This window comes from Burkholderia sp. KCJ3K979 (assembly GCF_016759955.1).
Taxonomy (GTDB): Bacteria; Pseudomonadota; Gammaproteobacteria; order Burkholderiales; family Burkholderiaceae; genus Burkholderia; species Burkholderia orbicola.
Map to the genome: position 1 here is coordinate 17958 of NZ_JACFYV010000008.1, position 16077 is coordinate 34034.

At 66.0% G+C, this 16077-nt stretch carries 11 protein-coding genes; 6 read left to right on the forward strand and 5 right to left on the reverse strand.

Annotated features, from left to right (window positions below):
* The first annotated feature begins 85 nt into the window (after nucleotides 1-85).
* Complete coding sequence (locus tag H3O04_RS03490) at nucleotides 86-2038, forward strand: FUSC family protein (protein ID WP_237666163.1); 1953 nt, start codon at nucleotides 86-88, stop codon at nucleotides 2036-2038.
* Here the strand turns inward: H3O04_RS03490 and H3O04_RS03495 are convergent.
* The 5 genes from H3O04_RS03495 to H3O04_RS03515 all read right to left on the reverse strand — a co-directional run bounded on the left by H3O04_RS03495 (nucleotide 2027) and on the right by H3O04_RS03515 (nucleotide 10871).
* Nucleotides 2027-3556, reverse strand: a complete 1530-nt coding sequence (locus tag H3O04_RS03495) for a mannitol dehydrogenase family protein (RefSeq protein WP_202587144.1) — start codon at nucleotides 3554-3556, stop codon at nucleotides 2027-2029. The two genes, H3O04_RS03490 and H3O04_RS03495, sit on opposite strands and share 12 nt — an antisense overlap.
* A gap of 30 nt (nucleotides 3557-3586) precedes the next feature.
* On the reverse strand, nucleotides 3587-4315 hold the full coding sequence (locus H3O04_RS03500) for an HAD family hydrolase (RefSeq protein ID WP_012339820.1): 729 nt from the start codon (nucleotides 4313-4315) through the stop codon (nucleotides 3587-3589).
* A 55-nt stretch (nucleotides 4316-4370) separates the two neighbouring features.
* The gene (locus H3O04_RS03505) at nucleotides 4371-5786 is read right to left on the reverse strand and encodes a sugar porter family MFS transporter (protein ID WP_202587145.1); all 1416 of its coding nucleotides are present in this window, start codon (nucleotides 5784-5786) and stop codon (nucleotides 4371-4373) included.
* 656 nt (nucleotides 5787-6442) lie between these two features.
* Entirely contained in the window at nucleotides 6443-7381 is a 939-nt protein-coding gene (locus tag H3O04_RS03510; protein ID WP_011547487.1) for a response regulator transcription factor, read from the reverse strand.
* A 67-nt stretch (nucleotides 7382-7448) separates the two neighbouring features.
* Complete coding sequence (locus tag H3O04_RS03515) at nucleotides 7449-10871, reverse strand: hybrid sensor histidine kinase/response regulator (RefSeq protein WP_006478792.1); 3423 nt, start codon at nucleotides 10869-10871, stop codon at nucleotides 7449-7451.
* 224 nt (nucleotides 10872-11095) lie between these two features.
* Here H3O04_RS03515 and urtA point away from each other — a divergent pair, with 224 nt between their 5' ends.
* From urtA to urtE, 5 genes are read left to right on the forward strand one after another with little or no spacing between them, the layout of a single operon-like run.
* Nucleotides 11096-12370 carry an urea ABC transporter substrate-binding protein gene (urtA, locus tag H3O04_RS03520; protein ID WP_023476817.1) on the forward strand — a complete coding sequence of 425 codons (1275 nt, stop codon included), beginning with the start codon at nucleotides 11096-11098 and terminating at the stop codon, nucleotides 12368-12370.
* 55 nt (nucleotides 12371-12425) lie between these two features.
* Entirely contained in the window at nucleotides 12426-13343 is a 918-nt protein-coding gene (gene urtB, locus H3O04_RS03525) for an urea ABC transporter permease subunit UrtB (RefSeq protein WP_011547490.1), read from the forward strand.
* A 55-nt stretch (nucleotides 13344-13398) separates the two neighbouring features.
* Complete coding sequence (gene urtC, locus H3O04_RS03530) at nucleotides 13399-14568, forward strand: urea ABC transporter permease subunit UrtC (protein ID WP_023476819.1); 1170 nt, start codon at nucleotides 13399-13401, stop codon at nucleotides 14566-14568.
* A 3-nt stretch (nucleotides 14569-14571) separates the two neighbouring features.
* Nucleotides 14572-15315, forward strand: a complete 744-nt coding sequence (gene urtD, locus H3O04_RS03535) for an urea ABC transporter ATP-binding protein UrtD (protein ID WP_006478796.1) — start codon at nucleotides 14572-14574, stop codon at nucleotides 15313-15315.
* A 34-nt stretch (nucleotides 15316-15349) separates the two neighbouring features.
* Entirely contained in the window at nucleotides 15350-16039 is a 690-nt protein-coding gene (gene urtE, locus H3O04_RS03540) for an urea ABC transporter ATP-binding subunit UrtE (protein ID WP_006478797.1), read from the forward strand.
* Nucleotides 16040-16077 lie beyond the last annotated feature (38 nt).

Here is a 16077-nt window from a genome sequence, read left to right on the forward strand (position 1 = left end):
CCTCGCGACGCACGACGGCCGTCATGAAAACCGTGACCGGCATGCCGGCCGGAAGCCGCCGCGCTGTCTCTGGAATTCTTCGATCATGTCAGCTGTTTCGTTGTCACGGGCGATTGACCGCCTGTTCATTGTCGACCCTGGTCTTCATCGTCTGCTGGGCGGTGCGCGCGCCGCGCTGGCGAGCTTGCTGGCCGGTGCGCTCGGCATTGCGTCGGCGCTCCATCTCGGTTTTGCGATCACCACCGGCGCGGTGGGCATCCTGTTCTCGATGATCGCGCCACTCTTCCTGCGCGATGCTCACCGGCTGGACTGGTATGAGTCGCTTGCGTGGCAGTACGGCACCGCATGCGCAAGCTTTGCCGCGGCCGCCTGCGTGAGTGCGTGGCCGGCCGTCGGCAAGGCGGGGTTCGTGATCGTCCTGTTCTGTTCGATGCTGTGCCAGACCCGCGGGCCGCGCACGATCGGCTGTGCGTTCCTGGCGATCGCCATGTACTACCTCGGTCTTTATCTGCATCCGGCCGCGCTACAGGCCGGCCACATGCTGGCGATGTCGATCGCCGGCCCGGCAAGCGTCGTGCTCGTCTGCCGCGTGCTGTTGCCGGTGCACGCGGCGCCCACGCCACGGCTCATTGCGCGCTCGGTATCGCTGCACGCGGCGTGCATCGCACGAAGCGACGTGTCGGATGCCGGCGCGCTGGATGCGATGGCCCATTTACTGGCGCTGAACGAAGCCGCCATCGCGCTCGAGCATCACGCGTCGACACGCGATGAAGGCGACGCGCATGCGTTGCACACCGCGCTCGTCGCCTTGGAGATCGCGTCGGCTCGACGCGTGCTGAACCGCGATCGAACCGATGCCGCCGCCGCGGCGCTGCGTGCCGCGATTGCCCGCTTCGAGAGCGTCGCCGACTGCCTGGCGGCGCGCATCACCGCCGCACCGCCGCCCGCGACGCCGCAGCCCGCGCGCGCGGTGCCGTGGACCGCCGGCTGGCGCACGCTTGCATGGTTGCCGGCGATCCGCGCCGCGGCGGCTGCGTGCGCCGCGATGTTGATCGGCGAGACGCTGTCGTCGGAGCGGTGGATGTGGGCGGTGCTCAGCACGTTCGTCGTGTTCTTCGGCACGTACTCGTGCGCGGACACGATCTATCGCGGCGCGCAACGCGTCGCCGGGACGCTCGCCGGCGCGCTCGCGAGCGTACTCGTCGTCGGCGCGGCTCATCATGCGAATGCACTCGTGGTCATCGTCATGGGCGTGTGCGTGTTTGGCTGGGCGTACCACATCCTGCACGCCTATGGGCGCGGCGTGTTCTTTCTCACGGTGCTGATCGGCCTCGTCTATGCGCAACTGGGGTTCGAGATCGGCGCGCTTGCGGAACTGCGTATCGGCGAGGTGTTGATCGGCTGCGCGGTGTCGCTCGCGGCGGCGCTGCTGGTGATGCCGCTGGCGGCGTCGCGCCACATTGCGACGCGCTCGCACGGGCTGTTGGCGGCGCTGCGCGAACTCGTGCACGACCGCGACGACGGCATGCGGCCGGGGGCGGCGCAGATGCGCGCGGCCGATCGCCGCTTTCACGACGTGCGCATGGCGATCCGGCCGTTGGCTGCGTGGCGCATGCTCCGTGCATCCGGCGACGCCCGACGGTTGTCGGACACGTTGCTGTCCTGCTGGCTGTATGGCCGAATCGTGGCGACACGCCTGCCGGTCGAAGCCGGTGGCCCGGATGTCGCATTCGAGCGGCCGGCGCGCGCGGCTGTCGTCACGCGAATCGATGCGTTGATCAGCGATCTGGGTCGCGGCCGCTCGATGCGACTCGATGCGGCTGCGAGCGTCGGGCACGGAACGCTTGCGGTAGCCGGCGATCCTCCGTTACCGGTCCATCGGGAACTGGCGCGGCTCGACGCGAAGTTGACCGAACTCAACCGCGCATTCGAGGACGTGCTGTTCGGAAAAAATACGGGCGAGGAACGCTCGCATCGCGCCGATGGCAGCGTTCTCGCCTCCGATATTCGGGAAGCGATACGTTGTTCAGGTATCTGAAGCATCGAGCGCCAGCCGGATGGCGTCGCGTGTCCTGCGTGTCGCCACGGCTGCCTGCATCGTGCGGAATAGCTCGACGAACCCCGGGTTGGAAGCGAGCCCGAGCGGGGCGAACGGCTTTGAATCGAGGATCGCGAGCGGCGCGCCGCTTCGCACGCGCTCGAGATCCGCTGCCTCGAATTGCGGCTCACTGACGGCGAACGCGTTGCCGAGATCGTCGACACCCTTCAGGTAATGCTGGAAGCAGGCCAGCAGCAGCGCTTCACGGCGCATGTCGCCGTGACGCGCGATCAATGCCCCGATGGTCTTTTCATGAAACACCGGGATCTTCGACGCGCCGTCGTGCGCGACGCGCAGCAACTGATCGCCCAGTGCGGCGTTGCGGAAGCGCGCGAGCGTATCGCGGGCATAGGCGCGTGCGGACACGCCATGCGGTAGCGTGAGGATCGAGCCGACGTCCCGGGTAAGGAAGATGTCGAGCAGCGCCGCGAGATCGCGATCGGCCATGGCGTCGTGGACGAAGCGATGTCCGAGCAGAATCGCCGGGTAAGCGAGCAACATGTGGGAAGCGTTCAGCATGCGCCCCTTCATGGCCTCGTACGCATGGACGTCGTCGCGCAATTCGACGCCGGCTGCGTCGAATGCCGGGCGGCCGGCGCTGAAGCTGTCCTCGACCACCCATTGCGAGAACGTTTCGGCAACGACGGGCGCCGTGTCGTCGAAGCCTGACAACCGGTTGGCGCGCAGGCGGATCGCGTCCGTCACCTGCGGCGCGATCCGGTCGACCATGCTGTTCGGGAACGCGACGTAACGCTCGATCCAGGCGGCGAGATCGACGTCGGTCGCCCGTGCGAAATCGAGCACCGCGCGCCGCGCGGTATCGCCGTTACCGCGCAGATTGTCGCAGGACATCACGGTGAAGGGCAGTACGTTGGCGGCTCGACGCCGTCTGAGCGCTTCGACGATGAACCCGAACGCGGTACGGGGCGGTCCGCCCAGCAGATCGTGTGCGACGTCGGGCGTATCGAACCGGAATGCGCCGGTCGTCTCGTCGAGGTTGTAACCGCCTTCCGTGATGGTCAGCGATACGATCCGGATCGCCGGATCGGCAAGCCGGGTCAGTACGGCTTCCGGGTCGGCCGGTGCGTGCAGATACTCGATCATTGCACCGATGACGCGCACGACCGTCGTGCCGTCGCTCGAGAACTCCGTCAGCGTATAGAGGCAATCCTGCGCGCGAAGCGCGTCGGCCTTGGCGACCGAGGCCGGGCCGCTACCCAGTCCGATTCCGCATATTGCCCATTTTTCGTGACCGGGCAGATGCAGCACATGATCGACGTAGCGCGCCTGATGGGCGCGATGGAAGTTGCCGACGCCGATATGCGCGATGCCCGCCGTCAGGCGATGGCGGTCGTAGGCAGGAACGGCGACGTGCGGTGCCGCGCGTCCGAGGGTTGCATTGGCGAGCGGATGGCGCGTGCCGTCTTCGCGCGCCGGAAGGGATGCGTTGTCGTTCATGATCGCGAGGTGTTTCTCGTTCGGGGAAGGTCAGGCGCGTACGCGCCAAGCGGGCGTCGTGTCCTGCATGTGTCGCAGCCAGCGCTCGACGAGCGACGGCAGCGCGGCCATGTCGTCGAAGACGACGGACGCGCCTGCGGCGTGCAGCTTGTCCGTCTGCGTTCGTGCCGCGTGCGCGGCGCCCACGAAGCCGAGTACGGTCATGCCGGCGGCCATCGCGGCGGCCGTACCCGTCGCGCTGTCTTCGACGACGATGCACCGTTCGGGCGCGACATGCATGCGACGGGCGGCGGCCAGATAGACGTCGGGCGCGGGCTTCGGCGAGGGCACCTGGTCGGCCGTGAACAAGCGTTCGCCGAACAGGTCGGCCAGGCCGATCCGGTCGACCACGCTGCGCACATAGGCAAGATCGCTGTTGCTGGCGCACGCCTTGACGAGCGGGATGGCGGCGAACGCGTCGCGCACGCCGTCGATGGCCGGCGCATTCACCGCGTTTGCGTGGATGTCCGCGCGAATCGCCTCGACCGTGTCGTCGTCGAGCGGCCGGTCGACGATGGTCGCGACCGTGCGCAGCAATTGCTCGGCTCGCATGCCGAGCAGGGGACGTACGACGTCGCGAAGGCCGGCGAGCCCCCAGAGGTGCTCGAGGCGAGTCACGACGATGCGTTCGGCGATGGCTTCGCTATCGACGAGCACGCCGTCGCAATCGCTGATCAGCGCATGATCCGAAAGTCGACGTGTGGCAGTAAGTTCGTTCATGTCGGTTTCCGTGATGAGAAAGCAGGATGGACGTGACTGGCTTGACCGTGTCCGATCATGAATGGCGCGGCCCGAACGTTCCGCGCTTCAATGCGCGTTCGATGTCCTCGAGGCTGCGACCGCGCGTTTCCGGCACCATCGAATAGATAAATACCCATGCGAGTGCGTTGAGACACGCGTACGCCCACATCGCACCGCCGACACCGAGCCATTTGGTCACGGTCAGCGCAGTGCCGGTCAGCAAGAGGTTCGAGCCCCATAGCATTGCGGCGTGCGCGCCGGTGGCCTGGTTGCGAATCGCGAGGGGGTAGATTTCCGCGCCCGTCAGCCAGCCGATGACCTGGATACCGCCGGCGTTGAACACCATGAACGCGATCAGGCAGATGACGATCCACAGTTGCTGCATGGGCAAAACGAAGTCGCCCCGCAGCAGGCAGCCAAGCAGCACGAGGCTGGCTGCCGCGACGGGCAGCGTCGCGAGGCTGAGCGTGCGGCGGCCGACATGGTCGACGGTCAGCTTGCCGATGAAGGTCATCACGAGATAGGTGACGGCGACGCCGAGTGCGGCCCAGAGCGATGCCGACGCGCCGAATCCCGCGTCGCGAAGGAACGTCGGCGTGTAATAGATCATCATCTCGATGCCGCTGAGCTGGGTGAACGCGGCGACGCCGAGGCCGGCAACGAGAGCGGGGCGTACCCAGGGCTCGCGCATCGTGCGCCACCCCGATGTCGCGCCGTCCTGCTGCCGCTCGACCACGTCCCGAATATCGGCAATCTCGTGTCGGACGGCCGCTTGGGATTCCCGCACCTTCGACAACTCGCCATGCGCGTCGGCGATGCGATCCTGCTCGACGAGCCAGCGCGGGCTGCGCGGCAGTCGGGTCATGCCAACCATCAGGATGACCGACGGGATGACCGCGATACCGATCATCGCGCGCCAGGAAAACAGGTCGTTACCCGCGACGCCGATCAGGGCCGCGAGCAGGATGCCGATGCCGATCGAGACGTTGAAGTAGGTCACCAGGCGGCCGCGCTTGTCCGGCTCCGCGAGTTCCGCGATGTAGGTCGGCACGATCTGCGTCGAGCCGCCGACCGCGAATCCGAGCACGAGGCGGGAAGCGGCAAGGGACCACGCGTCGGGCGAGAGGGCGGCAGCCAGCACGCCGGCCGCATAGATCGCCGAGACGATCGTAATGGTCTTGCGGCGTCCGAATGCGGCCGACATGCGGGTGCCGGCCAGCGCACCGATCACCGCGCCGAGCAGGATCGCCGCGGCGACGAGCTCCTGTGCGCGATAGTCGAGGCCGAAGTCTCGCGCGATGAGGGGCAGGGCGCCAGAAATGATGCCGGTGTCGTATCCATAGAGCCCGCCGGCGATCGCCGCGATCGATGCGACGGTGCGCATGTAGGCGGACGGGGTGGGCCGGGGGCGGGCCGCGGGTGTGTCGGGAAGGGCGGAATCAGAAGCCATGACGGTTTTCCTTGTGGTGCGGCTCGTCGCACGGGCGAACGAACGCGTAACGTGACGGCATGTGCCCACTCCGGTAACAGGCGTTGCCGCACGTGCGGCAACGCGTCACTGAAGTCGCGGAGCGGGAAGTCGCGGACGGGCGCTCAGCCGAGCGCGTGGACGTGGCCGGACGGCGTGCCGCCGCGTCGGGCACATGGAGTGCGCCGACAGGAGGGACTTCCGGTTTGTACGTGGGGTGATTGCTTCGTCATGTCGGTCACCGAGTAGGGAAATCGCTCACGGCCCATCCAAACCGGTTTGGGTCGAAGGCGCGACGATTCCTCTGGTTGAGCACGATCTGGAGCCGCACTTTGGAGCAAGGCGCCAGTGTCTCCTCTGGCGCTTCACGGCCTGCGTGGCAGGCGAACGATTCCGCCGTTGCCCGGTGGAATCGTGACGGTATTTCGGCGGACCAACAGGTCAGGCGCCGAAACAGGGGAGGCCAGCCGAGAGGGGCTGGCGGGCTATGGCCTCGTGGCGCGCGCTACAGGACGCATGTCGCCCGAGGCATGAACAATTATCCAGAATCAGAGCAAAAGATCAAGTTTACGAAATTATGCCCCGGCGGGCGGCCCGATAAGGGTGCGGCAAGTTGACGATCCGGCGATGCCGCCCTGTCACGTGCGCTCGAGCATCTTGATCGCCGCGGCGGCCGCGCCCGCACGGGTCTCGACATGGAGCTTGCGGAACAGGTGTTCGAGATGCTTGTTCACCGTGCGCGCGGCGATGCCCAGAATGTCGCCGATATCGCGGTTCGTCTTGCCGTGCGACACCCAGAGCAGCACTTCGGCCTCCCGCATGGTCAAGCCGAAGCGTTCGGCGAGTGCATTGCAATGCACGGTGTCGTCTCTTTCCTTGAGGATCACGATCCATTCGCCCGGTTCCGGGCCGCGCGTCGCGCTGGCCGAGCGGCGTATCGGGCCCGAGCTGAATTCGTGCACGGCGTCGCCCGGGGCGCCGCGCGCGAGCCAGTCGACGAACCACGTGCGCAGTAGCGCGGGCAGCTGCGTCGGCGCATCGGTATCGCGTGCGGTCGTGGGTTGCCGGGCATCGGCGGGGGCGTCATGCGCGGTCGTGTATGCAGCGATATGACGCGCAGCCTGCGGGCTCTGCCACCGAATCGTGCCGTCCGCGCCGACGATCAGCGCCGCGCGCGTGTCGAGCGACAGTGCCGCCTCCGCGTACAACTGCGCACGTGAACGCCGTACATGGGCGCCGATGCGTGCGCACAATTCCTCGGGCTGCACCGGCTTGGTCACGTAATCGATGCCGCCTACACGAAAGCCGCGTACGACATGTTCGCTCTCCGTCAACGCAGTCATGAAGATGACGGGCAGATGCTCGTGGCGTCCATCCTGCTTGATCCGCACGCATGTTTCGAAGCCGTCCATGTCGGGCATCATCGCGTCGAGCAACACCACGTCGGGTGTCACGCGCGCGAGGCGTTTGAGCGCATCCTCGCCGGACAGCGCGACGATCACCACGTAGCCGTGCGCCTGCAGCGTGTCGGAAAGAAAGGCGAGGTTCTCCGGCGTGTCGTCGACGATCAGGATCATGGGCCCTTCGCGCAGCCACGCGGCCGGGTCGCCGGCGATCGGGGAGGCCGCGATCGTGGTGTGCGCGTCACGCGTTCGCGCCGCGCGCGAGTCGGTCAAGTTCATGCTCGAGTTCCCTTAGCTGAAAACGTTCCGCCAACGAGCGCAACGCGTCGATTTGATCCCGCAATCCGGGCCGGGCCTCGCGGGCAGCGTCGAGCGCTTCGATCACGCCCTGTACGTAGCCGACTTCGAGATGCGCATGCAGATGTTCGATGAGCTCGCGTGGCCACACGGCGGGCGTGGGCGGCTGTGTCGCCGCCGGTCGCGCGCTGGCGCCGGCGTCCGATGCGATCCAGTCGAGCGCCAGCAGTTGCGCGAGCTTGTCGAGCAGCAGATTCACCTGCAGCGGTTTCACCAGATAGCCCTTGCATCCGGTCGCGCTCGCCCGATCGCGGTCGTCGGCGAATGCGTTCGCGGAGAGCAGCACGATGGGCGCGTTCGACAACTGATTCTCGGAGATCAGGCGGCTGGTTTCGTAACCGTCCATCAGCGGCATCGAAATATCCATGATGATCGCGTCGGCCGTGTGCATCGCCAGCCAGCGCAGCGCATCGGTGCCGCTGGCGGCTTCAGCGACGTCGAAGCCGAGCGGCGTGAGCAATTGCACGACGATGTCGCGCTGATCGTCGAGGTCGTCCACCACGAGAATGGTGCGGCGCGCACCCGTATAGCCGCGAATCGACGCGAGTTCGGCGTGGGTTTCGGCCGCCGCGTCGACGGCCGGGGCGAACAGGCGCACCACGAAGCGCGTGCCGTGCCCGACTTCGCTGTCCACTTCCAGGCTGCCGCCGAGCGCTTGCGTGAGCAGGCGGCAGATCGTGAGCCCGAGACCGGCGCCGTGATCGTACGCATGGGCCGCTTCGCCGCGTTCGAACGGCAGGAACAGGCGCTCCAGTTCGGCGGGCGGGATGCCGGGGCCGGTATCGATCACCTCGAATTTGAGCGTATCGAGCACGTGGCTGACGCGCAGGGTGATCGTGCCGCTCGACGTGAAGCGGATCGCATTGCCGATCAGGTTGGTGAGGATCTGGCTCATGCACTTCTGGTCGGTGCGCACGGTGGCGGGCAGCCGACCGACTGTCTGCACGTCGAAGGCGAGCGCCTTTTCGAGCGCCTGCGGACGCAGCATCGACGTCAGGTGCGCGACGAAATCGGCGAGGGATACCTTGGCGACGTTCAACTGAAGCTTGCCCGCCTCGATGCGCGCGATGTCGAGCAAGCCGTCGACGAGCGCGAGCAGATGCTCGCCGCTGCGATGGATCGTGCGCACGGCGTTGTAGCGCATGGGCGTGAGTTCTTCCTTCGCCTGCAGCAGTAATTGTGCGTAGCCGAGAATGCTGTTCAGCGGCGTGCGCAGCTCGTGGCTCAAGCCGGACACGTAACGGCTCTTGGCCTGGTTGGCCGATTCCGCGGCGGCGGTCGCGCGCTTGAGCGCCGCGTCGGTTTTCTGATGCGCGTCGATTTCGAGCATCAGCAATTCGTTTTGCCGCTGCGACTCTTCCTGCGTGACGCGGCGGTTTTCGCGCTCCAGCACGAACCACCAGGCCGCGATGCAGCCCACCAGCGAGAGCGCGAGAAAGATATTCAGAAAGCTGCCCGAAAGCGCATGAGCGATCGATGGCCCGGCGGCGCGCATCGAAGTCGCGCTCTGCGCCCAGATCAGATAGAGCACGCTGCCCAGCACCGCGAGCATGGCCAGCACGAGGCTCGCATAGTGAACGAGGCGCAGCGCGGCGGGGCCGAGCCGCGCACCCGGCAGCACGCGATGCAGCGCGCGGTCGGCCTGCGACGCGAAGCGTGCGTGCGGCTTGCAGCGATCGTGGCAGCGCGAATCGAGCGAGCAGCACAGCGAGCAGATCGTGCCGCCATAGGCCGGGCAATGCGCCGTATCGTCGGGTTCGAAGGTGTTTTCGCAAATCGCGCAGCGCAGCGAAGTGGCGTCGCCGGTCGGTTGCGCGGCGCGGGCAATGTAATAGCGGCCGCGGGTGAGTACCGCGAGCAGCGGCGCGCATGCGAACGCCGCACCGAACGCGATGAACGACGACATCGCCTGGGCGAGCACGCCGAACAGGCCGCTGTGCGCGAGCATCGCGACGGCGGCCGCGATCAGCATCGCGCCGACGCCCACGGGGTTCACGTCGTAGAGATGCGCGCGCTTGAATTCGATGTGTCGCGGGCTATAGCCGAGCGGCTTGTTGATGACGAGATCGGCGAACAACGCGCCGATCCACGCGATCGCGATGTTCGCGTAGAGAGACAGCACCTTGGCGATCGCATCGAACACGCCCATTTCGACGAGCAGCAACGCGATCATGACGTTGAACACGAGCCATACCACGCGGCCCGGATGGCTGTGCGTGAGCCGCGCGAAGAAATTGGACCACGCGAGCGAGCCCGCATAGGCATTGGTCACGTTGATCTTCAACTGCGAGACGATCACGAACAGCGTCATCGCGGGCAGCGCCCAGCTCGCGAGCCCCAACGGATCGAGCAGCAGATGATAGGCGACGAGGTACATCTGCGTAGGCTGGGTGGCGTGGACGGCATCGACTTCGTACTGCAGCGCGATGAAGGCGAGCAATGCGCCGCCCAGCATCTTGAGCGCGCCGGGCACGATCCAGCCCGGCCCCGTCGAGAGCAACGCGAACCACCAGCGCGTGCGGTTCTTCGCGGTGAGCGGCGGCAGGAAGCGCAGATAGTCCACCTGTTCACCTACCTGCACGATCAGCGCGAACACGACCGTCGACGCTTGACCGAACGCGATCAGGCTGAAAGCGCGGCCTTGCGGCGCGAAGCCCGCGAAGGTGGTCCATTGCGCGATCAGGTCGGAATGGCGCCACAGCACGGCTGCGTAGGGCAGCACGAACAGGACGAGCCACAGCGGCTGCGTCCAGCTTTGCAGGCGGTTGATCAGCGTGATCCCGAACATGACGATCGGAATCACCACGAGCGAACTCACGACGTACGCGATCGCCAGCGAAATATGGAAATACAGCTGGAGCGCGAGCGACATGATGGCCGCTTCGAGCGCGAAGAAAATGAACGTGAACACCGCATACAGCAGTGAAGTGACCGTCGAACCGATATAGCCGAAGCCCGCGCCGCGCGTGAGCAGGTCCATGTCGACGCCGTAGCGCGCCGCGTAATAGCTGATGGGCAAGCTGGTGAGCCAGATCAGCACGGAGACGGCCGCAATGGCCCAGACCGCGTTCGTGAAGCCGTAATTGACGACGAGACTGCCGCCGATCGCTTCCAGCACCAGAAACGACACCGCGCCGATCGCCGTATTGGCCACACGCAGCTCCGACCAGCGCCGGAACGAGCGCGGCGTGAAGCGCAGCGCATAGTCCTCGAGGGTTTCGTCGCCGACCCAGGCGTTGTAGTCGCGGCGCACCTTGACGATGCGTTGCGTACCGGGCGCGCCCACTGACGGGTGACTCTGGGACATGACGATGATCCGAAATGGTGCGAAAGCGGCACGAGCGGGGCGCGGACGGCACAACGGCGGACCACGCCGCTCAGGAGCGCCCTGCAATGCAAATTACATTCCAGCCCGCGCACGGGGAATACGTCGATTGACGTATTCCGATCCTCAAATTGGCTTCCTACAGTGCGTCCAACCTCGACCCAGCCCGCAGCGACCCGCGCCGGGCACCCGATAAGGAGAACGTGATGTCAGCAGACGATCGATTCGATGACGATGGCCGGATGCCTTCGCCGCTGCGCCGGAAAATGCTCGGCGGTCTCGCCGCCGCGCCGCTGATGGCGCTGGGCCTGCCGCGCGGCGCGTTTGCGCAGACGCCGCCCACGGCGAAGGTCAACACCACGCGCCTCGCGGTCACGGACACCACGGTGACGGTCGGCCAACTGCACTCGGCCACGGGCACGATGGCGATTTCCGAAACCGGCTCGATCCAGGCCGAGCGCCTCGCCATCGAACAGATCAACGCGATGGGCGGCGTGCTGGGCCGCAAGATCCAGATCATCCAGGAAGACGGCGCGTCCGACTGGCCGACCTTCGCCGAAAAGTCGAAGAAGCTGCTGGAGAACGACCACGTCGCGGCCGTGTTCGGCTGCTGGACCTCGGCCTCGCGCAAGGCGGTGCTGCCGGTGTTCGAGAAGGACAACGGCCTGCTGTATTACCCGACCTTCTACGAAGGCCTCGAACAGTCGAAGAACGTGTTCTACACGGGCCAGGAAGCGACCCAGCAGATTGTCTGGGCGCTCGACTGGGCCTCGAACACGAAGAAGGCCAAGACCTTCTTCCTGATCGGCTCCGACTACATCTGGCCGCGCACGTCCAACAAGATCGCGCGCCGTCATATCGAACAGCATCTGCACGCGAAGGTGGTGGGCGAGGAGTATTACCCGCTCGGCACGACCGAATTCGCGTCGCTGATGAACAAGATCAAGCTGGCGCGCCCGGACTGCATCTTCGCGACCGTGGTGGGCGGCTCGAACGTGGCGTTCTACAAGCAGCTCAAGGCCGCGGGCATCACGCCGCAGAAGCAGTTCCTGCTGACGCTGTCGGTGACCGAGGACGAAGTGCTCGGCATCGGCGGCGACAACTTCGCGGGCTTCTATTCGTCGATGAAGTACTTCCAGTCGCTCGATAACGACAACAACAAGAAGTTCGTCGCGGCGTTCAAGGCGCGCTACGGCCAGAAGTCGGTGATCGGCGACGTGACCCAGGCCGCCTATCTCGGCCCGTGGATCTGGAAGGCTGCGTGCGAGCGCGCGGGCAGCTTCGACGTGGACAAGGTGGTCGCGCATTCGGCCGGCATCGAAGTGGCGAACGCGCCGCAAGGCTACGCGAAGGTCGATGCGAACCACCATCTGTGGAGCCGCTCGCTGATCGGCCAGGGCCAGGCGGACGGCCAGTTCAAGGTCGTCGCGCAGTCGGAGCAGCCGATCCAGCCGAATCCGTTCCCCAAGGGCTACATGTAATCCGTCAACCGCAGCGGCGCGGCGGCCGATGACGCCGCCGTGCGAGGAGCGTTCGATGTCCGCTACCGATATTTTCAACATCACGCTGATGCAGGGCTTCGCCGGTCTGAGCCTCTTCAGCGTCCTGCTCCTGATGGGGCTCGGGCTCGCCGTGATCTTCGGCCAGATGGGCGTGATCAACATGGCGCACGGCGAATTCATGACGATCGGCGCCTATACGGTCTACCTGTTTTCGTGGTTTTCGCAGAACGTCTGGCACGCGCTCACGCCCGTGTATTTCTTCTTCGCGATTGTCGCGGCGTTCGCGCTGGCCTTCGCGGCGGGCTGGCTCGCCGAATGGGCGCTGATCCGCCATCTCTACAAGCGGCCGCTCGACACGCTGCTCGCCACCTGGGGCCTGAGCCTCGGCATGCAGCAGGTGTTCCGCTCGACCTTCGGGCCGAAGGAAGTGAGTCCGGCGCTGCCCGACTGGCTGATGGGTTCGTGGGAACCCACGCCCGGCCTCGACATTCCGGTGAGCGGCATGTTCGTGATGGGCCTCGCGCTGCTGATGACGGGCGGCCTGCTGCTCGCGCTCTATCGCTCGCGCTGGGGCTTGCGCGTGCGCGCCACGGTCGCGAACCGGCCGATGGCGAACGCGGCGGGCATCAACACGCGGCGCACCGATCGCATGACGTTCGCGATCGGCTGCGGCATCGCGGGCGTGGCGGGCGCGGCCTTCACGGCCATCGGCTCGACGGGACCGACGAGCGGCTCGCTCTATATCGTCGATTCGTTTCTCGTCGTGACGTTCGGCGGCGCGGCCAGCTTGCTCGGTACCGTGGCGTCGGCGTTCGGCATCGCGCAGATGCAGTCGATCAGCGAGTTCTTCCTGTCGGGATCGATAGCGCGTGTGCTCACGCTGCTCACCGTCGTGGTGATTCTCATGCTGCGCCCGCAGGGCCTGTTCGCGTCGAAGGTGCGGCGCGTTTAAGCGTGCGTCGATGAACGCGCGTCATTCACAGCTTCATTCGACTGGAGAGATGGACATGGAACCCATCCAACCCGCGGCCGGCACCGTATCCCCGCGATCCCGCCCGGGCGCGCCGCCGGCCGGCTGGCGCGCTCGCGTCGCGCGGCTCGACGCGTCGGGCTACGCGGGCATCGTGCTGCTCGCGCTGCTGATCGTGGTCGTGTTTCCGCTCGCGCTCGACACGTTCCGCCTGAACCTGATGGGCAAGTACCTGACCTATGCGTTCGTGGCGATCGGCCTCGTGATTGCGTGGGGCTACGGCGGGGTGCTCAGTCTAGGCCAGGGCGTGTTCTTCGGCCTCGGCGGTTACGCGATGGCGATGTTTCTCAAGCTCGAGGCGTCCGATCCGGCCGCCACGCACACGCAGACTACGCCCGGCATTCCCGACTTCATGGACTGGAACCAGCTCACCGCGCTGCCCACTTGGTGGAAGCCGTTTCACTCGTTGCCGTTCTCGATCCTCGCGGTGCTCGTCGTGCCGACGGCGCTCGCGTTCGTGATCGGCTACGCGATGTTCAAGCGGCGCGTGGGCGGCGTGTACTTCGCGATCATCACGCAGGCGGTCGCGCTGATCCTCTCGGTGCTGATCATCGGCCAGCAAGGCTATACGGGCGGCGTGAACGGCATCACCGATCTGCGCACGCTGCTCGGCTGGGACATCCGCACCGATCACGCGAAGCTCGTGCTGTATTTCGTGAACGCCGCGCTGTTGATCGGTGCGCTGCTCGTCGGCCGCTGGGTTCAGCGCAGCAAGCTCGGCACGCTGCTGCTCGCGATGCGCGACAAGGAAGACCGCGTGCGCTTCTCGGGCTACGACGTCGCGATGTTCAAGGTGTTCGCGTTCTGTCTCGCGGCGATGCTCGCGGCCATCGGCGGCGCGATGTTCACGCTGCAGGTGGGCTTCATGTCGCCGTCGTTCGTCGGCATCGTGCCGTCGATCGAAATGGTGATCTACGCGGCCATCGGCGGGCGCATGTCGCTGGTCGGCGCGGTGTACGGCGCGATCCTCGTCAATCTCGGCAAGAGCTGGTTCTCGGAGAGCTTTCCGAACCTCTGGCTCTATCTGATGGCGGCGATGTTCATCGGCGTGGTGATGGTGTTTCCGAACGGGCTGGCGGGCCTCTACGACGAGCATGTGCGCCCGCGCGTGCGGCGGCTGCTCGGCGTGGCGAACAAGGAGGCGTGAAGCATGAGCAATACCGACTTTCTGCTCGCGATCGAAGACCTGACCGTGTCGTTCGACGGCTTCAAGGCGATCGATTCGCTCAATCTCTATCTCGAACGCGGCGAGCTGCGGGTGGTGATCGGCCCGAACGGCGCGGGCAAGACCACGCTGCTCGATCTCATCTGCGGCAAGACGAAGGAAACGGCGGGCAGCATCAAGTTCCGCAACGAGGAAATCACGCGTCTCGCGGAATTCCGCCGCGTGCGTCAAGGGATCGGCCGCAAGTTCCAGACGCCGTCGATCTACGAAAACCTGAGCGTCGCGCAGAACCTCGAAGTGTCGTTTCCGCGCGGCCGCAGCGTGTTCGGCGCGCTCGCCTATCGCGAGGATACCGAAGTGGCCGATCGCGTGCGCGACGTGGCCGATGAAATCGGCCTCTCCGCCACACTCGATATGGAAGCCGGGCTGCTTTCGCACGGCCAGAAACAGTGGCTCGAAATCGGCATGCTGCTCATGCAGGACCCCGAACTGCTGATGCTCGACGAACCGATCGCGGGCATGAGCGTGCGCGAGCGCGAACTGACGGCCGAACTGCTCGACCGCATCTGCCGCAATCGCTCGATGATCGTGATCGAGCACGACATGGCTTTCGTGGAGCGCATCGCGCACAAGGTCACGGTCATGCATCAGGGGAAGATTCTCGCGGAAGGCCCGATGGCGCAGGTGCAGGCCGACCCGCGCGTGATCGACGTCTACCTGGGCCACTGAGTCCGCCACCGGACGACAACACGGAGAACACATCATGCTGGAAGTCGACGATCTCGTCGTCAGCTACGGCCAGAGCGAGGTGCTGCACGGCATCGACTTTGCCGTCGCGCAAGGCGAAAGCGTGGCCGTGATGGGCCGCAACGGCATGGGCAAGACGACGCTGTTCAAGGCGCTGATCGGCATGCTGCCCGCCAATCGCGGCACGGTGCGCGTGGCCGGCGCCGACGTCTCGAAGGACGAGAGCTACCGCCGCGTGTCGAAGGGCATCGGCTACGTGCCACAAGGACGGCAGATTTTCGCGTCGCTGACCGTCGAGGAAAACATCCAGACGGGCCTCGAAAACGCACCGAGCCAACGCGTGCCCGACGAGCTCTACGCGTTGTTTCCGGTGCTGTTCGACATGAGAAAGCGCAAGGGCGGCAATCTGTCGGGCGGCCAGCAACAGCAACTCGCGATCGCGCGTGCGCTCGCGACCGACCCGAAAGTGCTGCTGCTTGACGAGCCGACCGAAGGCATCCAGCCGTCCGTCATCAAGGACATCGCCAAGGCGCTCAACCAGATTCGCACGAGCCGCAATATCGCCATCGTCGTGTCGGAGCAGGTGCTGAGCTTCGCGCTCGACGTGGCCGACCGCCTGTTCGTGATCGAGGGTGGGCGCTTCGTGCACCAAAGTACGCGCGATGCGGGCGACACCGACCGCATCCGCGAGTACCTGTCCGTCTGAGCGCGGCGCGGCGTTCGCGCGCCGCGCCGTATGTCAAT

What these genes read in the sequence shown, in the direction of transcription:
- urtD (WP_006478796.1), top strand. Translation starts at nt 14,572, where the DNA reads ATGAGCAATACCGACTTTCTGCTCGCGATCGAAGACCTGACCGTGTCG.
- H3O04_RS03505 (WP_202587145.1), bottom strand. Translation starts at nt 5,786, where the DNA reads ATGGCTTCTGATTCCGCCCTTCCCGACACACCCGCGGCCCGCCCCCGG.
- H3O04_RS03490 (WP_237666163.1), top strand. Translation starts at nt 86, where the DNA reads ATGTCAGCTGTTTCGTTGTCACGGGCGATTGACCGCCTGTTCATTGTC.
- urtC (WP_023476819.1), top strand. Translation starts at nt 13,399, where the DNA reads ATGGAACCCATCCAACCCGCGGCCGGCACCGTATCCCCGCGATCCCGC.
- urtB (WP_011547490.1), top strand. Translation starts at nt 12,426, where the DNA reads ATGTCCGCTACCGATATTTTCAACATCACGCTGATGCAGGGCTTCGCC.
- urtE (WP_006478797.1), top strand. Translation starts at nt 15,350, where the DNA reads ATGCTGGAAGTCGACGATCTCGTCGTCAGCTACGGCCAGAGCGAGGTG.
- H3O04_RS03500 (WP_012339820.1), bottom strand. Translation starts at nt 4,315, where the DNA reads ATGAACGAACTTACTGCCACACGTCGACTTTCGGATCATGCGCTGATC.
- H3O04_RS03515 (WP_006478792.1), bottom strand. Translation starts at nt 10,871, where the DNA reads ATGTCCCAGAGTCACCCGTCAGTGGGCGCGCCCGGTACGCAACGCATC.
- urtA (WP_023476817.1), top strand. Translation starts at nt 11,096, where the DNA reads ATGTCAGCAGACGATCGATTCGATGACGATGGCCGGATGCCTTCGCCG.
- H3O04_RS03510 (WP_011547487.1), bottom strand. Translation starts at nt 7,381, where the DNA reads ATGATCCTGATCGTCGACGACACGCCGGAGAACCTCGCCTTTCTTTCC.
- H3O04_RS03495 (WP_202587144.1), bottom strand. Translation starts at nt 3,556, where the DNA reads ATGAACGACAACGCATCCCTTCCGGCGCGCGAAGACGGCACGCGCCAT.